This window comes from Lutimonas sp. (assembly GCF_051011215.1).
Classification (GTDB): Bacteria; Bacteroidota; Bacteroidia; order Flavobacteriales; family Flavobacteriaceae; genus Lutimonas.
Genome location: NZ_JBPCUJ010000106.1, coordinates 1 through 18,564 on the forward strand (window position 1 = coordinate 1; position 18,564 = coordinate 18,564).

At 37.7% G+C, this 18,564-nt stretch carries 19 protein-coding genes; 9 read left to right on the forward strand and 10 right to left on the reverse strand.

Annotation, left to right across the window (positions count from 1 at the left end; translation table 11 throughout):
- From ACR2MV_RS09710 to ACR2MV_RS09725, 4 genes are all read left to right on the forward strand, one after another.
- The coding region (locus ACR2MV_RS09710) for a hypothetical protein (RefSeq protein ID WP_434021717.1) at positions 1-315 on the forward strand (315 nt) is incomplete at its 5' end.
- Between the two features lie 159 nt (positions 316-474).
- Positions 475-1,479, forward strand: a complete 1,005-nt coding sequence (locus ACR2MV_RS09715) for a sugar kinase (protein WP_434021718.1) — start codon at positions 475-477, stop codon at positions 1,477-1,479.
- Positions 1,480-1,648: 169 nt separating this feature from the next.
- On the forward strand, positions 1,649-2,941 hold the full coding sequence (locus ACR2MV_RS09720; RefSeq protein ID WP_434021719.1) for an MFS transporter: 1,293 nt from the start codon (positions 1,649-1,651) through the stop codon (positions 2,939-2,941).
- Positions 2,938-4,266: a 1-acyl-sn-glycerol-3-phosphate acyltransferase gene (locus ACR2MV_RS09725; RefSeq protein WP_434021720.1), complete on the forward strand. Its 1,329-nt coding sequence runs from the start codon at positions 2,938-2,940 to the stop codon at positions 4,264-4,266. Before ACR2MV_RS09720 ends, ACR2MV_RS09725 begins: the two co-directional genes overlap by 4 nt.
- A 20-nt stretch (positions 4,267-4,286) precedes the next feature.
- Here ACR2MV_RS09725 and ACR2MV_RS09730 read toward each other — a convergent pair whose 3' ends face one another.
- From ACR2MV_RS09730 to ACR2MV_RS09755, 6 genes are all read right to left on the reverse strand, one after another.
- Positions 4,287-4,550: a hypothetical protein gene (locus ACR2MV_RS09730; RefSeq protein ID WP_434021721.1), complete on the reverse strand. Its 264-nt coding sequence runs from the start codon at positions 4,548-4,550 to the stop codon at positions 4,287-4,289.
- A gap of 293 nt (positions 4,551-4,843) precedes the next feature.
- Positions 4,844-5,638 carry a PhzF family phenazine biosynthesis protein gene (locus ACR2MV_RS09735; RefSeq protein ID WP_434021722.1) on the reverse strand — a complete coding sequence of 265 codons (795 nt, stop codon included), beginning with the start codon at positions 5,636-5,638 and terminating at the stop codon, positions 4,844-4,846.
- Between the two features lie 52 nt (positions 5,639-5,690).
- A complete protein-coding gene (locus tag ACR2MV_RS09740; RefSeq protein ID WP_434021723.1) occupies positions 5,691-5,978 on the reverse strand; it encodes a DUF1330 domain-containing protein in 288 nt (95 codons plus the stop codon).
- 11 nt (positions 5,979-5,989) lie between these two features.
- Complete coding sequence (locus tag ACR2MV_RS09745; protein ID WP_434021724.1) at positions 5,990-6,739, reverse strand: alpha/beta hydrolase; 750 nt, start codon at positions 6,737-6,739, stop codon at positions 5,990-5,992.
- A gap of 272 nt (positions 6,740-7,011) precedes the next feature.
- Positions 7,012-7,332 carry a hypothetical protein gene (locus ACR2MV_RS09750; RefSeq protein ID WP_434021725.1) on the reverse strand — a complete coding sequence of 107 codons (321 nt, stop codon included), beginning with the start codon at positions 7,330-7,332 and terminating at the stop codon, positions 7,012-7,014.
- Positions 7,333-7,493: 161 nt separating this feature from the next.
- Positions 7,494-8,063: a DinB family protein gene (locus ACR2MV_RS09755; RefSeq protein ID WP_434021726.1), complete on the reverse strand. Its 570-nt coding sequence runs from the start codon at positions 8,061-8,063 to the stop codon at positions 7,494-7,496.
- A gap of 100 nt (positions 8,064-8,163) precedes the next feature.
- On the opposite strand from ACR2MV_RS09755, the gene nhaC reads away from it, so the two are divergent.
- A complete protein-coding gene (gene nhaC / locus ACR2MV_RS09760; RefSeq protein WP_434021727.1) occupies positions 8,164-9,612 on the forward strand; it encodes a Na+/H+ antiporter NhaC in 1,449 nt (482 codons plus the stop codon).
- Positions 9,613-9,684: 72 nt separating this feature from the next.
- On the opposite strand, the gene ACR2MV_RS09765 is transcribed toward nhaC, so the two are convergent.
- Together ACR2MV_RS09765 and ACR2MV_RS09770 are read right to left on the reverse strand one after the other, a co-directional pair.
- Positions 9,685-11,253, reverse strand: a complete 1,569-nt coding sequence (locus ACR2MV_RS09765) for an NAD(P)/FAD-dependent oxidoreductase (protein ID WP_434021728.1) — start codon at positions 11,251-11,253, stop codon at positions 9,685-9,687.
- Between the two features lie 48 nt (positions 11,254-11,301).
- Positions 11,302-13,272 (reverse strand): putative porin, encoded by a 1,971-nt coding sequence (locus tag ACR2MV_RS09770; RefSeq protein ID WP_434021729.1) that lies wholly within the window; start codon positions 13,270-13,272, stop codon positions 11,302-11,304.
- A 94-nt stretch (positions 13,273-13,366) separates the two neighbouring features.
- On the opposite strand from ACR2MV_RS09770, the gene ACR2MV_RS09775 reads away from it, so the two are divergent.
- From ACR2MV_RS09775 to ACR2MV_RS09785, 3 genes are all read left to right on the forward strand, one after another.
- Positions 13,367-13,969 (forward strand): ribonuclease HII, encoded by a 603-nt coding sequence (locus ACR2MV_RS09775; RefSeq protein WP_434021730.1) that lies wholly within the window; start codon positions 13,367-13,369, stop codon positions 13,967-13,969.
- Between the two features lie 29 nt (positions 13,970-13,998).
- Positions 13,999-14,343, forward strand: coding sequence for a protease inhibitor I42 family protein (locus tag ACR2MV_RS09780; protein WP_434021731.1), 345 nt, complete (start codon positions 13,999-14,001; stop codon positions 14,341-14,343).
- 180 nt (positions 14,344-14,523) lie between these two features.
- Positions 14,524-15,576, forward strand: a complete 1,053-nt coding sequence (locus tag ACR2MV_RS09785; protein ID WP_434021732.1) for a nucleoid-associated protein — start codon at positions 14,524-14,526, stop codon at positions 15,574-15,576.
- 20 nt (positions 15,577-15,596) lie between these two features.
- Here ACR2MV_RS09785 and lipB read toward each other — a convergent pair whose 3' ends face one another.
- Both lipB and ACR2MV_RS09795 read right to left on the reverse strand, forming a co-directional pair.
- Positions 15,597-16,304, reverse strand: a complete 708-nt coding sequence (gene lipB / locus ACR2MV_RS09790) for a lipoyl(octanoyl) transferase LipB (protein WP_434021773.1) — start codon at positions 16,302-16,304, stop codon at positions 15,597-15,599.
- Complete coding sequence (locus tag ACR2MV_RS09795; protein WP_290289882.1) at positions 16,301-16,462, reverse strand: YqaE/Pmp3 family membrane protein; 162 nt, start codon at positions 16,460-16,462, stop codon at positions 16,301-16,303. The genes lipB and ACR2MV_RS09795 overlap by 4 nt, the downstream gene beginning before the upstream one ends.
- A 208-nt stretch (positions 16,463-16,670) precedes the next feature.
- Here ACR2MV_RS09795 and lysS point away from each other — a divergent pair, with 208 nt between their 5' ends.
- Entirely contained in the window at positions 16,671-18,371 is a 1,701-nt protein-coding gene (gene lysS, locus ACR2MV_RS09800; protein ID WP_434021733.1) for a lysine--tRNA ligase, read from the forward strand.
- The last annotated feature ends 193 nt before the right edge of the window (positions 18,372-18,564 follow it).

Genomic DNA, 18,564 nt, shown 5'->3' on the forward strand with positions numbered 1-18,564 from the left:
ATGAATAAGCAAAACTGGAAAAGAAAAAAACCATTATTATTTTTATTAATACCTATTGGGATTGCATTGTTGGTCTGGGTTGTTATGTTATTATGGAATGCCATATTACCAGAGGTAATAGGGGTAAATGCAATCACCTATTGGCAGGCCTTAGGGATTTTTGTGTTAAGTAAAATCCTATTCGGCGGATTTAAACGAGGAGGTCCCAGACCTGGAAAGTTCAAACGAAATTTCAGAAATAAGTTGATGAATATGAGCGATGAAGAAAAAGCAGCATTTAAATCGGAATGGAAGGCCAGATGTCAGTCAAGTTAGAGGAATGCTCGTTATACCTTTTTGAAAATGTGTCATTTATAACAATAATTGATAATTTGTTTTAAAATATCCACCTGAGAACAATTTAATTTATATCAGTTCTTAAATAAAGATTCATGTGTTAAATTTGTGACCTCAATATAGATAAAACAAAAATTCATGGGTCAGATCATTACATTCGGTGAAGTTCTTATGCGAATTTCTCCGAGAGGGAATAAGAAATTTATTCAGTCAAACATGGTTGAGTATTATTTTGGAGGAACCGAATTAAATGTTGGTATTTCGATTGCAAATTTTGGAAGTGATGTGAAGCATATTAGTGTTGTTTCAGATGATTTTATTGGTAAAACAGCTATCTCATACCTCAATAAGTTTGGGGTGAATACTTCTTCAATAACCAGTTCGAAAAGACCCTTGGGTGTTTATTTTTTAGAAGTAGGTGCCGTAATGAGGCCCAGTGCGATATCCTATAATCGATCTCATTCATCTTTTTCAGAAATCGCACCATCTATGGTCAATTGGGATGATGCTTTGAAAAAAGGAGAGTGGATTCATTGGACAGGAATTACGCCAGCATTATCAAAAGGAGCCTATCAAACTTTAAAAGAAGGACTTGTAAAGGCAAGGGAGAAAGGGATGGTTATCTCTGCTGACCCAACCTATAGAAGTGGCTTGTGGCAATATGATCAGGATCCGAAGGCTGCCTTGTCAGATTTATTGAATTATTCAAATATATTCATAGGTGGAATTAATGAAATGAATGAAGTTTTGGGAACTGATTATGGTTATTCCAATGATGAATTCTTAGAGGCGAGTAAGTTGTTGATTGAGAAATATCCTTCAATAGAAAAGGTTTTTGACAAAATACGTACCTCACTTAATTCATCTTGGCATAAAATCAGGGCAAGAATGTGGAATGGAAGTGAATTCAGAGAAACCGAAGATTTGGATATCACACATATTGTGGATCGAATTGGTACAGGAGATGCTTTTGCCGCCGGATTGATTCACGGTTTAAGGCATTTCGATGATTATAAAGCCATGGAATATGCGAGTGCTGCCTGCGCTCTCAAACATACTTATGAAGGTGATGTAAATTTATCTACAGAAGAGGAGGTGATGAATATTCTGGGCGGTAATACAACTGGAAGGTTGCTCAGGTAATCAAGCTTACAACTGCGTAGGATATTACAAAATCCATTCAAAGTAACTTAAATTGCCATGTAACTGACCAAAGATCGTGTGGAAACATATAGTTTCTTGTTCGATTGATCATCCATTTTTTTTTTAGCTATATTGTCAACAAAATTTACACTAAAGGTCACTATCAAAGATGCTGGAAAAGAATAATAAAAGACTGATCAATGCCTGGTCGTCTTTTGATTGGGCAAATTCTGTCTATAATCTGATTGTTACAACCGCTATTTTCCCTATTTATTATTTGGGAACCACACAAGAGGCTTTCGGAGGTGAAATGGTTGAGTTTTTTGGTTATTCAATCAAGAACTCTGTACTGTATTCTTATGCTATTTCTATTTCATTTTTAGTGATCGTTTTTATTTCACCTGTTTTGTCTGGTATTGCAGATTATGCGGGGATGAAGAAAGCGTTTATGAAGTTCTTTACCTATCTGGGATCATTTGCCTGTATCGGATTATATTTTTTTACGGGTGACAATGTAGAATACGGAATCACTTGTTCAGTGTTAGCCAGTATTGGATTTGCAGGTTCGTTGGTTTTTTACAATGGTTTTTTGCCAGAAGTGGCAAGTCAAGACAAGATGGATAGTGTAAGTGCCAGAGGTTTTGCCATGGGCTATGTAGGGAGTGTTATTTTGTTAATTATCAATTTGATCTTATATCAGAAATATGAACTATTCGGATTTGAAAGTGGAACGGCGGCTACTCGATTTGGTTTTATACTTGTTGGCGTTTGGTGGTTGGGTTTTTCACAGATCGCATTTTACTATTTAAAGGATGTAAGAACAGGCGCTGAAATGAGTCTGCGAATTCTGGGGAAAGGAACCGAAGAATTATTGAAGGTTTGGGATGTTGTAAAAGAGAAGCAGGTGATGAAACGCTACCTGTATTCATTTTTTCTTTTTAGTATGGGAGTTCAGACGGTGATGTTATTAGCTCCATTGTTTGCAGACAAAGAGATTGGTATGGGAGCGGATGAAATGATCTACATCGTGTTGATTCTTCAAATACTTGCCATAGGAGGTGCCTTCTTTTTTGCCTGGTTGTCAAAATTAAAAGGCAATGGATTTGCGATAAGTTCAACGCTTTTAATTTGGATCTTTATATGTGTCGCAGGTTATTTTATGCAGGACAAGATTTCGTTTTATAGCCTGGCGGCTTTTCTTGGTTTTGTCATGGGAGGGATACAATCGATGTCAAGGTCCACCTATTCAAAATTGATTCCAACTGAAGCGACGGATACGGCTTCGTATTTTAGTTTTTATGACATTACAGAAAAATTAGCCATTGTCATTGGATCTTTATCTTATGGATTTATTGATCAGATTACAGGAAGCATGAGGTACAGTATGGTTTTTATGTCCTTGTTTTTTGTGGCGGGCTATATTTTGTTACAAATGGCTGACCTCAAGAAAAATTTAGAATGATCTATGGATTCTTAAAACAGGTGGTCAGGGTGGCCTTGTTCTTTTTCTTCAGAAAAATAGAACTGACTGGGAAAGAAAATATACCTTCCGAAGGTCCGGTAATTTTTGTAGCCAATCATCCTAATACACTGATGGATCCATTATTGGTGGCCTCCTTGATTCCTCAAAGAGTGGGTTTCCTGGCCAATGCGAGTATTTTCGTGAATAAATTCGTTTCAGCGATTTGGAGATTTTTTCATGTCATTCCGGTCTATAGAAGGGAAGATGTTGGAAATGGAGAGAAACCTGATAATCGAAAATCTTTTGAGAAATGTCACGCGTATTTAGCAAAAAAAGGGAACCTTCTGGTGTTTCCTGAAGGAACCAGCCATTATGAACTAAAGCTTCGGGAAATTAAAACCGGTACTGCCAGAATCGCTTTGAGTTTTGAAGCATTGAATGGCTTTGCAGGAAATACGAACATCGTACCAATTGCCCTGGATTATGCAGATGCTATTCATTTTAGAACGGTGGTTTCTGTTACTGTTTGCAAGTCAATTAAGGTGGCAGATTATCAACAACAATTTGAAACCGATGAGCAACATGCCGTTGTGGAACTGACGGAAGCTATACGGAAGGAATTGGCAGCGATTATTCCGCAAACATCAGGGAAGGAACAAGAATTATTCTTAGTAAAAGCACATCAGTTTTATAAAACTTTTTATGCACCAGACGAGCTTGGGAAAGAGGGACCAAAAGAAGTTTTAGAACTGAGAACTCAGATTTCTAAGGCCTTGCAATTTATAGAGATAAAAAATGTGGCCTTGTACCAGGATACTCAAAAGAAATTGCTGCAATTCTCTGCGATCTTAAAAGAGGATAAAGTTGATATGGCAGCGGTTTCTAATTTTTTTAAAGGAAATCAAAGTCTGCCTAAGGGGCTGTTTTTCATTGTTTTATTTGTAGCCTTTTTTCCTTTTTACGTTGTTGGAATGCTGTTTAATTACATCCCTTATATCATTCCTTCTAAATTGTTTAAGGCGATGAAATTAGATATTGAATACAGATCTTCAGTTCAAATGCTAATTGGACTAATCGTATTCCCTTTGTATTATGCATTGGTAATTTGGTTATTGGGTATCACGAATATCTGGATTGTTTTATTACTATTGATAGTGATGCCTATGACGGGATATGTTAGTATGTTTTACTACGCCGCTTTCAATAGATTTATCAAAGTGATGAGAATTCGATTTTTGATGAGTGATAAAAGAAAAACCGATCTTGAGATGCTCGTCACTGATATTATGAAGAATATAGAGATCGCAAGAAGTCAATTGATTTGAATGAAAAGTTCAGTATCAATTCAATCACCAAAATCTAAGCCAATTACCATATTATCTGCAGCCGCTGCGCTAATTCCTGCTACTGTGCCTACTATTACTACGGGAATCGCAATTGTCGCGATGGTAGAGCCCGTCTTGTTTTTTAAATGAAATGAAGCTATGTTTTCTTGATTCAAAAGTAGACGTACATGTTTTTTATCTGATTTCTTCAAGTCAACCTGCTCAGAGAGCATTTTGGCGGTATAAGAATTCTTGGTGGTCAATCCATATAGTTCCTCATCCATATATGAAATTTCTAAAAATTTGTAAACTTCAGCGTCAGTAGATTTTATTTTGACTTTGTCGCTGGAATTCACCGCTTGCTCTAGAGAAGCAGGGGTGGAATGATACACGGTACAACTTTGTAGAATAATGAGAAATGTTACAAAAAAGTTGAAGGGTTTTATGTTCGCGTGAATATGCATCTATTAATTATCATTGATAAGATCCCTATTGTAATCCGGGGATGCAATGATACGGGTCAGCCCTATTTCTGACTCACATCAATTCTAAGAAATAATTTGAAGTTGAAAAATCTCTAGAAAAAGATTTCTCCCACCAAATAAGTACGTGCCTTCCCTGAAATTTTAACCCGATCTCCGGAAATTTCGCATAAAAGCTTTCCTCTTCGCTTTGAAAGTTGCTCTGCCCTTAGAAGGTTTTTACCAAGGCGATTACTCCAAAAAGGCGCCAGTGTTGTATGGGCAGACCCTGTTACAGGATCTTCGTCAACACCCGATCCCGGAGCGAAAAACCTGGAAACAAAATCTACATCATCTCCTTTGGCGGTAATTATAATGCCTCTTGCCGGGCTGTTTTTTAAAATATAAAGGTTTGGATCACAGGCTTCAATATCCTTTTGATTTTCATAAAGCAATAGAAAATCTGTCTTTCCCTTAAAGACCTCCAAAGGTGACTTCTCAAAGGCTTTTAATATGTTTTCCGGAGGACTCACTTTTTCAACGATATCCTGCGGAAAATCTAAAGTAAGAACATCTTTGTTTTTGGTAACTGATAATTCTCCACTATACATGGAATGAAAAGTGATACGATCTTCCGAATAATTCAAATGTTCGAAAAGAACAAAGGCAGAAGCCAAGGTGGCGTGCCCGCAAAGTGCTACTTCTATGGTGGGGGTAAACCACCTGATTTCAAAATCGTTCCCTTTTTTCACCACAAATGCCGTTTCGGCAAGATTGTTTTCAGCTGCAATATTTTGCATGATTTCTTCACTCAACCATGTTTCTAAAATACATACAGCCGCAGGATTCCCACCAAATACTGTTTCTGAAAAGGCATCGATTTGATACATAGTTTGTTTCGAATTATTCATGATTTAAATATTGAAATTAATAGTTCATTTACTTGTATTTCAGTAGTATGTTCTATACGCCTTGTACAATGGTCATTTTGGTGGTAGCTGCCTGTTGCCTTATTTTTCTCGCTTTGGTATAGGCTTCAGAATGCCACCATGAATCAGCAGCTTCCATACTTGGGAATTCTAGTATAACGGTTCGTTGCGGAGAATGATCTCCTTCCAGGACTTTGGTTTCTCCTCCTCTGACTATAAATTTACCTTGATGGTTTTCAATAGTTTCCGGAGTCAGGGCGGTATATGATGTATATAGTTCCGGGTTGTGAATCTCGATTTCGACGATAACAAATGCAGACATATGAACTGTGTTTAAGGAGTTTGTTTTTTATGAATTCTTTGAACTTCTTTGATCAGAATAGGAAAAGCCGGATAGGTCATTCCGTGCCCATAGCCATCAAGTTCCATAATTCGTGTATCCTGATGGCCAGCCACTTTCATCATTCTCATCATATAAGCATTTTCTTCATACCGGCCCAGAAGTTCTAATTCTCGATCTCCCGTAATTAACAGCAGGGGAGGAGCGTCGGCTCTTACATGATACAGGGGTGCCAGGTCGTCAACAATGGGCTGGGTACCTTCAATGCCCCTTTCTTCTCTCACTGTAAAATGAGTTATTGTATGTCCGCTAAATGGAATTAATCCGGCTATTTGATCGGCATCGATTCCATTGACCTTCAGGTATTTTTTATCTAACCCTACCATGCTTGCCAGATAACCACCCGCCGAATGTCCGGAAACGAAGATGGCGTCAGCATCTCCATTAAATCCTTCAATATTTTTAAAAACCCATGCGACTGCTGCCGCTGCATCTTCAATATAAACCGGAGCTTTAATCTTAGGGTATAGTCGATAATTCACAGCGACGACAGCAAGGCCCTGGTTTTTCAGGGCTGCGGGTATTTCTTTTTTACCACCTGTAAGTCCACCTCCATGAAACCAGACAATGGTAGCAAATGAATCAATGTTTTTTGGATAATAAAGATCGAGGACACACCTTTCTTTTATATAGGCGTCTGATACCAGTTCGGGATTCGAATAATACGGAATTTCTTTTTTCAACTCATAGCTGACTTGCTGAGCGTTCAGGGAAATTAGGCTACAGCAGAAAAAACAAAGGAAAAGAAAAGGTTTCATGCAGAAAGACTAGGTATAAAAGTTAAAAATTGGAGAATCAAAGATAGAAAATTAAAAAGAGCCTGAACTGTTGCGCACTTTGAAACTATGAAAAATTGAGAAAATAAAAAACAAAAAAAAGGGCTTGATAAATCAAACCCCGATCTATAATCCTAAGATTAATCTTGAGTAAATGTTATGTCATTTTTGGTTGAACGCTAGAAAAAAAAACTGAGGCTTCGAGAACTTTTATTCTCTTGTTTCGATCCAGTTACACTTTTCTTCGCTTTCAATGAATGAAAATAAACTCTTCCATTCATTTTGATTTTTGCTTTAATGGCCTTTTTTCTATCATTGGCAATTCCAAAGGCTTCAAAATCTCTTCCGCTCAGATCGTCGAGCAAAATCATGTTTTTACCTTTCAATTCATTTAATGAGCGCCTTAATCTGGCATGATCATCTTCAATAAAAGTAATATCGACTAATTTGCCATTATCGTTATTACTTAAATGCTCTAAAATAGAATATTCAAGTTTCATAGGTGGGGGATTTGTCTAAAAGATGCCGAATTTATAATTCGGTTGCGTTCAAATTGAAAAAAATGTAATATTTATCCATTTAATTAGTGTTTTCGCATAGTTCGGGCATAAAAAAACCCACTCTTTAATGCAGAATGGGTTGGTTTTTTCTACGATTTTGCTTAAAAAGGTCTGTAAGACGGTGCCTTATGGCCTTTAATTCTCAGGGTCGTAATTGCCTGTCCACGATGGTGGGTAATATGATCACGGATAAATAGAAAACCTTGCTCCTTGGTGAGCTCTGGTTTGTTAGGTGCAAATCCGAAAATAAAAGTTTCCTGAAGATCTTCATCATTCATACCTTCAATAGTTACGATGATTTCATCAAAGTTAGCTGATAAAAGTTTTATGCATTCCTCTTTGGAAGCACCTACGGCCTTCTCCATCTTGGCTCCCTCAGCAGGATTGAAATCCACCTGCTCACCTTTTATAAACATGGTGTTTAGTAATTTAGAAGACATGGCAATATGCGCCATTTGCTCGCCAAAAGTTCGTACCGAGTCATGGGGTTTAAAAGTGTAATCTTCTGCAGGCATGTTTTCAGCCACTTCTAGGGTATAGGCCTTGGCATTCTTTAAGGTCGCGGCAAATGATTCATGAAAGTCACTTGGCTGTGCTGTGTTGGTTGAAACAAATGCCAAAAGTCCAACTGTAACAGCACCTAATAAAAAAAAGTAAATTGATTTTTTCATGGTGAATAGTTTTAGGGGTTCAGATGTAAAAATACGGTTTTATAAGGATTTCTTATTGTCATAGTTTTTATGTAACATTACAAAATCAATTGACTTTTATATGGATGACAAGATAATTACAAACAAAGAACTGAATATATACGAAGCTCTTTTACCCGTTTTGGTGCTTATCGCGATGCTGGCTTATAATGTTTTTGTTTATGGAGATGATGCTTTAAGTGGCTCAAACCAGTTCATTCTTTTATTGGGAGGAGCAGTAGCAGCCATCGTCGGTTTTTTTAATAAAGTCAAGTATAAGAGGATGATTGAGGAGATTGCCAATAATATCAAGTCAACCACCGGAGCCCTTTTAATTTTATTGTTTGTAGGAGCATTGGCTGGTACCTGGTTAATTAGCGGAGTGATCCCTACCATGATCTATTATGGATTAAAGTTGTTAAATCCAACCATATTTTTACCCGCTACCGTGGTAATTTGCGCTGTCATATCAATTGCAACAGGAAGTTCCTGGACCACATCTGCAACGGTTGGAATTGCTTTGATTGGCATTGGTGGAGCACTTGGGATCCCTTTGGGAATGGTCGCTGGTGCGGTGCTGTCCGGCGCCTATTTTGGAGATAAAATGTCTCCCTTATCGGATACTACAAACCTTGCGCCTGCTATGGCAGGAACCGACTTGTTTACGCATATTCGGTATATGGCCTTTACAACGGTACCAACAATATCAGTTACTTTAATCATTTTTATCATCCTGGGCTTTACTTTTGATACTAATGGAACAGCAGATACGGAGGCAATACTGACCTCAATTGAAGAATCATTTACTATAAGTGGCTGGTTGTTTTTAGTTCCTTTGGCGGTAATTTTATTGATTATTCGAAAAACACAGCCTTTGATTGCACTGCTAATTGGAACGCTTTTAGGAGGTGTTTTTGCCATTATATTTCAGCCAGATGTAGTGATGCAAGTAGCCGGAGCAGATCAATTGGATTTTAAAGCGGCCTATCAGGGAATCATGAATGCGATCACGGTAGATACTGCCATTGAAACCAGTAACAGCCAATTGAATGATCTTTTTTCTTCTGGTGGTATGTATGGAATGCTGGGTACGATATGGCTCATTATCTGTGCCATGGTTTTTGGAGGGGTGATGGATGCAATCGGGGCCCTTGCCACCATCAGTGGTGCTCTGTTAAAAATGGCACATACAGTATTTGGGTTGTTTGCCAGCACAGTGGCAACATGCCTTGCTTTAAACGTAACTGCTTCAGACCAGTACCTCGCTTTGGTTGTGCCGGGTAAAATGTTTAAAAAAGCATACGAAGACAGAAATCTTGCGCCTGAGAACTTAAGTAGAACTTTAGAAGATTCAGGGACCGTAACATCAGTTCTTGTGCCCTGGAATACTTGTGGTGCCTATCAATCGGGGGTACTAGGAGTAAGTGTTTACGATTATTTTGTCTATGCCATCTTCAACTGGATGAGTCCCTTTATGACATTATTATTTGCCGGTTTCAGAATTAAGATCAAGGAATTGTCTAAAAATTAATCGGAAGTTCTGACTGCAGTGAAGGCTTTACTTAGGTGACAGCACGAGCTCAGCCTCTCACTTTTGAAAACCTCAGGACTGAGGCCTCAACAACGAGGCTTTCACCTGCTCAGCACACTTTTCACCATCAATTGCAGCAGAGATGATACCACCAGCATATCCTGCACCTTCTCCACATGGATACAGGCCTTTTATCTGGACATGTTCCAGGGTTTTGTTGTCACGAGGAATTCTTACTGGAGAGGATGTTCTCGATTCAGGGGCGTGAACTACAGCCTCGTTTGTAAGATACCCCTTCATAGAGGTATCAAACTGCCTGAATCCTTCCTGCAGTGATTTATGAATAAAATCGGGGAGTAGGGAACCTAATTCAACACTGGTTGTACCTGGTGTATAGGATGTTTTAGGGATATCTGACGAAAGCTTACCTTTGGTAAAATCTACCAACCTTTGTGCAGGTACTTTTTGAGTCATTCCTCCCAGTTTCCAGGCTTTCTGTTCGATGCTTTTCTGAAAAGCCATACCGCTCAAGGGACCAAATTCTTTAAAAGGTCCAAAGTCCTGAAGATCCAAAGAAACAACAATGCCGGAATTGGAAGTAGGTTGATCTCTCTTGCTGGGCGACCAGCCATTAGTGACTACTTCTCCGGGAGCGGTGGCACAGGGAGCAATAACTCCTCCAGGACACATACAGAATGAATAAACACCTCTGTTGTTAACTTGTTTAACCACGCTATAAGGTGCCGGAGGCAGGTATTCTCCGCGGGTTGTGCAATGGTATTGGATTTGATCTATTAATTCTTGAGAATGTTCTACCCGCACACCAAGTGCAAAAGGTTTAGCCTCGATATGGATCTTCTTTTTATGCAACAATTCAAATATATCTCTGGCAGAATGCCCCGTGGCTAAAATCACTTTATTCGCATCAATACGATCGCCGTTTTGGAGCACTACACCTTGAATTTCCTGATGTTTAATTTGGAAATCGGTGACCCTGGTATTGAACAAGATCTGTCCCCCATGTCGTATGATCGTCTCTCTGATCTCCTGAATAATTTTTGGTAGTTTGTTCGTTCCTATATGTGGATGGGCATTGACAGCGATGTCTTTGTTTGCTCCATGAGCGATTAATAAATTCAGAATTCTATTTACATCCCCTCTCTTTTTTGAACGGGTATATAATTTACCATCAGAATAAGTGCCGGCACCTCCTTCACCAAAACAATAATTAGAATCTTTGTTGACGGTATGATGTTTGGTGATGGCCGCTAAATCTCTTCTTCTTTCTCTGACATCTTTTCCTCTTTCAAGCACTATTGGCTTTAAGCCTTTTTCAATTAGTTTCAAGGCGGCAAACAAACCTGCCGGTCCTGCACCAACTACAATGACTTCCTGAGCCTTGGAAATATCTTCATAGGGTGGAAGTTCCGGTGTATCCGGAACAGGTGTTTCATGAATAAAAACCAATACTTTAAGATTGATCTTAATGGTTTTTTGTCGGGCATCTATCGATCGTTTTACTATTTCAATATGCTGAATGTCTTTGAAAGGAATCTGGTATTCCTTTGAAATAAAAGAACCCAACATTTCTTTTTTATGGGCGGTCTCAGGATTGACGCGTATTTGAAATTCTTTCTGCATACTATGATTGATAAGCACCGTAAAAACGGGCTTGATAAAATGAGCTCTTTAAATAAAGAAATTCCAGACAAGTCCAAACCTGATCACAAAATCTCTGTAAGGGTAGGTTGGAGCTGAATAGTAGTTTTTTTCTGTAAAACTTGAATTAAAATGTTCGAGCTTAAAATAAACCCGCATGGTCTTTACTTTGAAATTGATGAAGAAATCCAATAGTGGAAATCCTCCGTACTCTCTTTCATTTTGCAAATAAAACTCCGAGATTAATGGATTGTAGGCATTCATTAGATATTTACTGAAATAGCTGAAAGTAACACCGGTTTCCAGATACAATGGCTTGCCTTTAAAAATATAATTGGCATAGTAAAGCGTGTTTCGCGTTATAAAATCGGGCACACGAAGTACATCTTCCCCACTGGTTACTTGTTGGTAAATAAACTGATTATCAAGCGCAAAATTGCCAAATCTTATTTCCTTGCTCAGCATTATTTTGAAATAGTTCACTGCTTCAGATGATTGTTTGGGAGCTGTATGCCCCGTATCTTCATCAATATCAAAATAGGCGTAATTATCAATATTTGTAAGGTGAGCTGCAGCATAAATCCATTTATCCGAATCAAAAACAATGTCAATTCCATTGATTTCTTCGTTGTTGAAATCATTCTGCCAATTGTAATTCTTGTAATCACTTTGGTTTAAAAGAAAATTGAAATTGGGTGTACGACTATTGCTAAAAACCCGCCCACTGGCGGTAAAGACGCTATCGGTTTTGAAACTTGCCATGGCCGAATAAGCATGACCGGTTAGGTCTCCCGAAATAACTTGAGAAGCATCGACATCAAGATTAAATTTTTTAAATTTTGTATGCCATTCGCCACCCAAGGCAAAACTGTTGCCTTCCAGTTTAGAATCAATCACACCATCTTCTGTTATGACAATGCTTTTGTAACTGTAATTGTACAGGTAATTATTAACTTTAAATCGAACCTCTCCCAGTGTAATGGGCGAATTCAGCGAAATATAAGCCTCGTTGTAGAGTTTCGAATATTTGGCGTCATCAGAAATGTCATTTGAAAAAGCAGGTCCAAACATGCGGTTCGCATTGTCCTGTTCGTATTCATAGTGTTTTCTTTCAAAATTAAACTGATGCCCTATTTTAAGATCTGAAGGAATACTTTTCAAACTATCTTTTTTATCCCAGAGCACAAAGAAATGATCAAAGTAATAACGATTTCCTCGCACTGAATTCTGGGCATCCGTAAAGTTAGTCTCCAGCCTGGCGCGATCCTTAAAGTTAGGATCGTTTGATTCAAAATAACCAACCGATTCATCTGTCAAGCCTCCATTTTGCTCATTGTTTAAATCCTGGGCAACAAGATGTCCCCGAATAAAATATTTTTTGTTTTTAGTATGATAGCTCATGGTAATCCTTGCAGCACCATGATCACTTAAAGAATGCCTGTACTTTCCAAGAGAGCGAATACTTTTAAAACTTAGTGAGGCGTTGAATTGCCTCGAAAGATTAAAAGTAAACAAGGCATCGAGCAAATGACCTTGTTCCAGAACTGTAGACCACATTAATTCAGTCGTAGGTGTTGGAACGCTGTAATATTTGATGTCTTCAACTTCGTAGTAATTGGCATGCTGAGCTCTTGCACCAATTTTAGGGTATGTTGAGTTAACATCAAAGGTATAGGCTAATGAATTATAAGACTGACCCGGGTTGTGGAAAGACATTTTTTCAAAATGATCTTTACGTTCAAGATTAAAATTATAATATTTTTTCATGCTCAATGTGGTATCCACAAAAGTAGTGTCGAGCTTAAAATCTATTACTTTATAATCCGTGTTGTAGGTTTTGTCACTGAGTTCGATTTCAACTTCATCCGTGTATATTTTGGCTGTATCACCATATTCATCGACATACCGATTGTCTAAGGTGTTGAGTTGCCCATCGCTAATTTGTGCAAAGCATAGAGTGGAGGCAAATAATAAAAATAAAAGGGAGACTTTCCTTAGCATCGATATTTTTAATTGATGACAAAGGTAAAATTTTTGAGCATATTATTTGAGCCAAATCGTCTGGTCTTCCTTATTTTTGAAAAGAGATAGAAACATGTTAGCACTTAAGTACTCTACATTTAAATTTGAAGCTGGTACAGATGAAGCCGGCAGAGGCTGTTTATCTGGCCCTGTAGTGGCCGCAGCAGTTATATTGCCCTCAGATTTTAAGCATGAGATGTTGACTGATTCCAAACAACTTTCAGAGAAAAAGAGACGATTTTTGCGTCCTATAATAGAAAAAGAAGCAGTTGCCTTTGGGGTTTCGTTTGTTTATCAACATCAAATTGATGAGATTAATATCTTGAATGCTTCTATTCTGGCCATGCATCATTCTATTGATAATTTAAAAGTAGTACCAGAATTTATTATCGTCGATGGTAATAAGTTTAAAGATTACAAGGAAGTACCGCATCGAACCATTGTAAAAGGTGATTCGAAGTATTTGAGTATTGCGGCAGCTTCCATACTGGCAAAAACCTACCGAGACGAATACATGGAAAGAATACATGTTGAATTCCCTCAGTATAACTGGTCGAAAAACAAAGGGTACCCAACAAAAGAACACCGGCAGGCCATTCGGGAATTTGGAGCAACCGAATACCATAGACTCAGTTTTAAGTTGCTTCCAGAACAATTAAAATTAGATCTTAAGTGATCTTATACCAATAAAAAAACACCTCAAGTATGAAACACATGGTCATCCTAAGTATCTGTAGCCTGTTATTACTCTCTTTTCAAAGTAGTGTTGTCAACGTAAGAACGGGAGAAGTTTTTAAAGTGGTTCTGGCATCGAACCAGAGCACTGGTTATTCCTGGCAATGGGAGAATAAGAGTGAAGAAAACCTTCTGGATTCTGTGTATGTTGATTATGTTTTAAAGGATAAGGCCATTACCGGTGCCGGTGGAAATGAAATATGGGAATTTATGGCCAAACGAAAAGGAAAGCAAGAAGTGATCATGGTCTATAAACGTCCATGGGAGAAAACAACGGAAGCAGATCGCAAGGTATTCTTAATTCATATTGATTAAAAAAAAGAATGAAATTTTAGATACATATTTTAAGGAATTTTTGTAAATTTAAGTACTCCGATCAAACCTGATCTCACATACACTGACTGTTCTTGGTTCAACGTATGTGAGATTTTTTTTACCATGTTTGGAAATAAAATTTTCGAATGTCGTATCATTGCAGCTTGAAAAAATGAAGACATGATTAAAAGATCCAAGGCCAGTATTCCGCAACTAATTATTCATAAAATAGGAAACAAATTTAATGATACCAGAAATGTATTTTCCGAAGCTCCGGTAGTTTTTGATGAAGACAGTTATAATTTGATGTTGCCTTATTTGTTAAAGCCATTCGGAAATTTGACTGAAAGTTTCAGGTTTAGTCATCATGCGGATATCAATTTGAATGAAATCAATACCTATTCGCAAAAAATGTTCAAAGAGGAGGACTTCTTTATAGAAGGGTCAAAAAATATTTTGTTGCATTTGTTTGAACAGTCAAATTCGGCACAGATTAAAACGGGTGATGTGATTGTTGTTATGTTCGATGGTATCGAGTACAATGAGGTTCAAACTTCTGCTTTGGGAATTTTTAAAATCGAGAGTAAAACCAACTTTTTTCAGACTTACATGGAGGGAAACAGTCTTGATGTAGTTGTCCAAAAAGGGATCAGTACTAAAAAGATTGACAAGGGTTGTTTAATTGTAAACTATACCGATGATGAAGGTATGGTTGTGTTAAGTGTTGATAATAACAACTACGATGCCCAATATTGGATTAAGAATTTTTTGAATGTGAAATATGCAGATGATAAAAATAACCATACCCAGTCTTATATAGAAATGTGTAAAGATTTTGGTGACGAGGTTCTCAAGCCAGATTACAGCACCCAGGAGCAGAGTCATTTTTTAGCCAAAACTGTAGATTACCTGAAGGAGCATGATACGGTAAATATTCATGATTTTAAGGAGGAGGTCTTTGAAGATGAAGATCAAAAGAATTTGTTCGATGATTATAAAAAACTTTTCGAAACGGATAAAGAAACCTTGATCAGGAATCAATTCCATGTTTCTGATTCAGTGCTTAAAAAGCAAAAGCAAAAGTTGAAGACAGAGATCAAACTGGATACCCATATTCAAATAAAAATGGATGTTGAAGCGCCTGATGCCTCATCAGAATACCTCGAATTAGGATATGATGAGGACAAAAAAATGAAGTATTACAAGGTTTATTTTAATGAAGAAACCAACTAATAAGATCCTGCTTTTTTGATCTAAAAATGGCCGGCAGTCAATTTGGCTTCAAACACTTCTTCAAAGTAGGTATTGATGAACTGTTTTACGTCCTCCAATGGAATTTTTTGATTGAGCTCTGCTTCCATGGAAGTAACAGCCTTCCCTCGGATACCGCAAGGAATGATATGATCAAAATAACCAAGATTTGTATTTACATTAAGGGCAAAGCCATGCATGGTAACCCATCGGGATGTCCTTACGCCAAGAGCACATATCTTTCTGGCAAATGGAGTGCCAACATCCAGCCAGACTCCGGTTTCACCATCACTTCGCACTCCTTTTAAACCATAATGCGCAATGGTTCTGATGATCACTTCTTCAAGACTTCTCATATACCATCGAATATCGGGTTTAAACGCTTCCAGATCAATAATGGGATAGCCTACAATTTGATCTGGCCCATGAAAAGTTATATCTCCGCCTCGGTTGGATTTAAAAAAAGAAATTCCCTTTTGTTTCAGCTGTACTTCATTTAACAAAAGATTGGAAAGATCACCACTTTTGCCAAGCGTATAAACTGGGGGATGCTCGGTGTATAAAAAATAATTAGGCGTCAATTCTTTTTCCTCCCGTTTCCGATTCGAAAGTTTAATATCTATGATTCCTTGAAATAGTTCATTCTGGTAATCCCAGGCATCCTTGTAATCCATGGATCCGAGATCTTTAAAAAGCACCTGATTCATCAGCTGTATTTTGGATTATTTAATATGATCAAAGCGGCAATGACACCCGGGATCCAGGCGCAAAGCGTTAAGATGAACACAATAACCACACTTCCACATCCCTTATCTATCACAGCTAAAGGTGGGAATAAAATGGAAAGTAAGACTCTAAAAATGCTCATATTAAATAGTTGTTTCAGGTTGCAAAATTCGTGATAATATTTTAATTACATGACGCTATTTTTATCAATTCGTTACAAGGCATTTTTTAATGATTTTACAAAAAGCAATAGAATATGGGATAAAGCAATTCTTTGGCGGTTTCCAGTTTCATAGTTTCAATGGTTCATTGTATCTTTGCGACCTATTTTTTTCAAAATATTTTAGAAAATGCAATTATCAGAACAGGAAATAGTTCGTAGAGAATCTTTACAGAAATTACGTGAGTTAGGTATCAACCCTTATCCGGCAGCACAGTTTAAAACAACTTCAACAGTGGATGAGGTATTGACTGATTTTGAGAACCTTGAAGGGAAAGAGCTCGTTTTAGCGGGTAGAATCATGAGTAGAAGAATCATGGGGAAAGCGTCCTTTGCCGAATTAAAAGACGGTTCAGGTAGAATGCAGATTTATATCAACAGAGATGAGATTTGTGAAGGAGATGATAAAACCATGTACAACGATGTTTTTAAAAAACTGTTGGATATTGGTGATATCATTGGGGTAAGAGGAATCGTTTTCAAAACTCAGGTAGGAGAGACTTCCATTATGGTAAAAGAACTTACTGTTTTGTCAAAAGCACTAAAACCGATGCCTATTGTGAAAGTTGATGCAGATGGAAAAGCCCATGATGCATTTAGTGACGCTGAGATGAGATACAGACAAAGGTATGTGGACCTGATGGTGAATGATCATGTGAAAGAAACTTTTATAAAAAGAACGAAGATCACCAATTCGATGCGACAGTTCTTTAATGACAAAGGGTACCTTGAGGTTGAAACCCCAATTTTACAGCCTATTCCCGGAGGTGCGGCGGCAAGACCCTTTATCACACATCACAATGCTCTGGACATGCCATTGTATATGAGAATAGCCAATGAATTGTATTTGAAAAGATTGATTGTTGGTGGTTTTGATGCTGTTTATGAGTTTGCAAAAGATTTCAGAAATGAGGGAATGGACAGGACTCACAATCCTGAATTCACGGTAATGGAATTGTACGTGGCTTATAAAGATTATCATTGGATGATGGAAATGACCGAAGAATTACTTGAAAAAGTCGCCAATGATGCCAATGGTTCTTCAGAGGTTCAGGTGGGTGATCATTTGATCAATTTCAAAGCACCATATGCCAGAGTACCTATTCTTGCGGCGATCAAAGAACATACGGGTCATGATGTGGCTGGAATGGATGAAGTAGAATTAAGAAATGTTTGTAAAGAGATCGGTATTGAAGTAGACGAGACCATGGGTAAAGGGAAACTGATCGACGAGCTTTTCGGTGAGAAATGTGAACATCACTATGTACAACCTACTTTTATTACAGATTACCCGAAAGAAATGAGTCCTCTTTGTAAAGAGCATAGAGATAATCCGGAATTGACGGAACGATTCGAACTGTTGGTAAACGGAAAGGAATTGGCAAATGCCTATTCAGAATTAAATGATCCGATTGACCAACTGGAAAGGTTTCAGGATCAGTTAAACCTTTCTGAAAAGGGAGATGATGAAGCCATGTTTATTGATATGGATTTCGTGAGAGCCCTTGAATATGGAATGCCTCCAACGTCGGGTATAGGTATTGGCATCGACCGATTGGTGATGTTCCTTACAAATAATGCCTCTATTCAGGAAGTATTGTTTTTTCCACAGATGAAACCGGAACAGAAGGCACCAACAGTGGAACTCAACGAAGACGAAAAAGCCGTGTTGGGATTACTTCAGAAAGCAACTAAATTAGAACTGGTTGAATTGAAGACACAATCAGGTTTGTCTAATAAAAAATGGGATAAGACGATTAAGGGACTTACCAAAAACAAACTTGCCTCGGTCAGTAAGACAGAGGATGGGTTGTTTGTAGAGGTGGTTTGATTTTCTGAACCCATCATCATATGTTTAAAAGGAATCAAAACTAAATTGATTCCTTTTTTTATTGCCATTTTTCAATGTCCCGTATGAAATTGTGCATAAAAGTAAGATGGATACTTGTAGTTTGTTATGGTCTGGTGCTTAGTGTTTTGTAGGTTTTATTTACGTATATTTATGGAATCAATAATTTGTAAAC

Coding starts and splice junctions, on each gene's coding strand:
- ACR2MV_RS09750 (WP_434021725.1), bottom strand. CDS start 7,332: ATGAAACTTGAATATTCTATTTTAGAGCATTTAAGTAATAACGATAAT.
- ACR2MV_RS09795 (WP_290289882.1), bottom strand. CDS start 16,462: ATGAGCATTTTTAGAGTCTTACTTTCCATTTTATTCCCACCTTTAGCT.
- ACR2MV_RS09740 (WP_434021723.1), bottom strand. CDS start 5,978: ATGTCTGCATTTGTTATCGTCGAAATCGAGATTCACAACCCGGAACTA.
- ACR2MV_RS09720 (WP_434021719.1), top strand. CDS start 1,649: ATGCTGGAAAAGAATAATAAAAGACTGATCAATGCCTGGTCGTCTTTT.
- ACR2MV_RS09735 (WP_434021722.1), bottom strand. CDS start 5,638: ATGAATAATTCGAAACAAACTATGTATCAAATCGATGCCTTTTCAGAA.
- ACR2MV_RS09780 (WP_434021731.1), top strand. CDS start 13,999: ATGAAACACATGGTCATCCTAAGTATCTGTAGCCTGTTATTACTCTCT.
- ACR2MV_RS09715 (WP_434021718.1), top strand. CDS start 475: ATGGGTCAGATCATTACATTCGGTGAAGTTCTTATGCGAATTTCTCCG.
- ACR2MV_RS09755 (WP_434021726.1), bottom strand. CDS start 8,063: ATGAAAAAATCAATTTACTTTTTTTTATTAGGTGCTGTTACAGTTGGA.
- ACR2MV_RS09730 (WP_434021721.1), bottom strand. CDS start 4,550: ATGGATGAGGAACTATATGGATTGACCACCAAGAATTCTTATACCGCC.
- ACR2MV_RS09775 (WP_434021730.1), top strand. CDS start 13,367: ATGTTAGCACTTAAGTACTCTACATTTAAATTTGAAGCTGGTACAGAT.
- ACR2MV_RS09725 (WP_434021720.1), top strand. CDS start 2,938: ATGATCTATGGATTCTTAAAACAGGTGGTCAGGGTGGCCTTGTTCTTT.
- ACR2MV_RS09765 (WP_434021728.1), bottom strand. CDS start 11,253: ATGCAGAAAGAATTTCAAATACGCGTCAATCCTGAGACCGCCCATAAA.
- ACR2MV_RS09770 (WP_434021729.1), bottom strand. CDS start 13,272: ATGCTAAGGAAAGTCTCCCTTTTATTTTTATTATTTGCCTCCACTCTA.
- lysS (WP_434021733.1), top strand. CDS start 16,671: ATGCAATTATCAGAACAGGAAATAGTTCGTAGAGAATCTTTACAGAAA.
- nhaC (WP_434021727.1), top strand. CDS start 8,164: ATGGATGACAAGATAATTACAAACAAAGAACTGAATATATACGAAGCT.
- ACR2MV_RS09785 (WP_434021732.1), top strand. CDS start 14,524: ATGATTAAAAGATCCAAGGCCAGTATTCCGCAACTAATTATTCATAAA.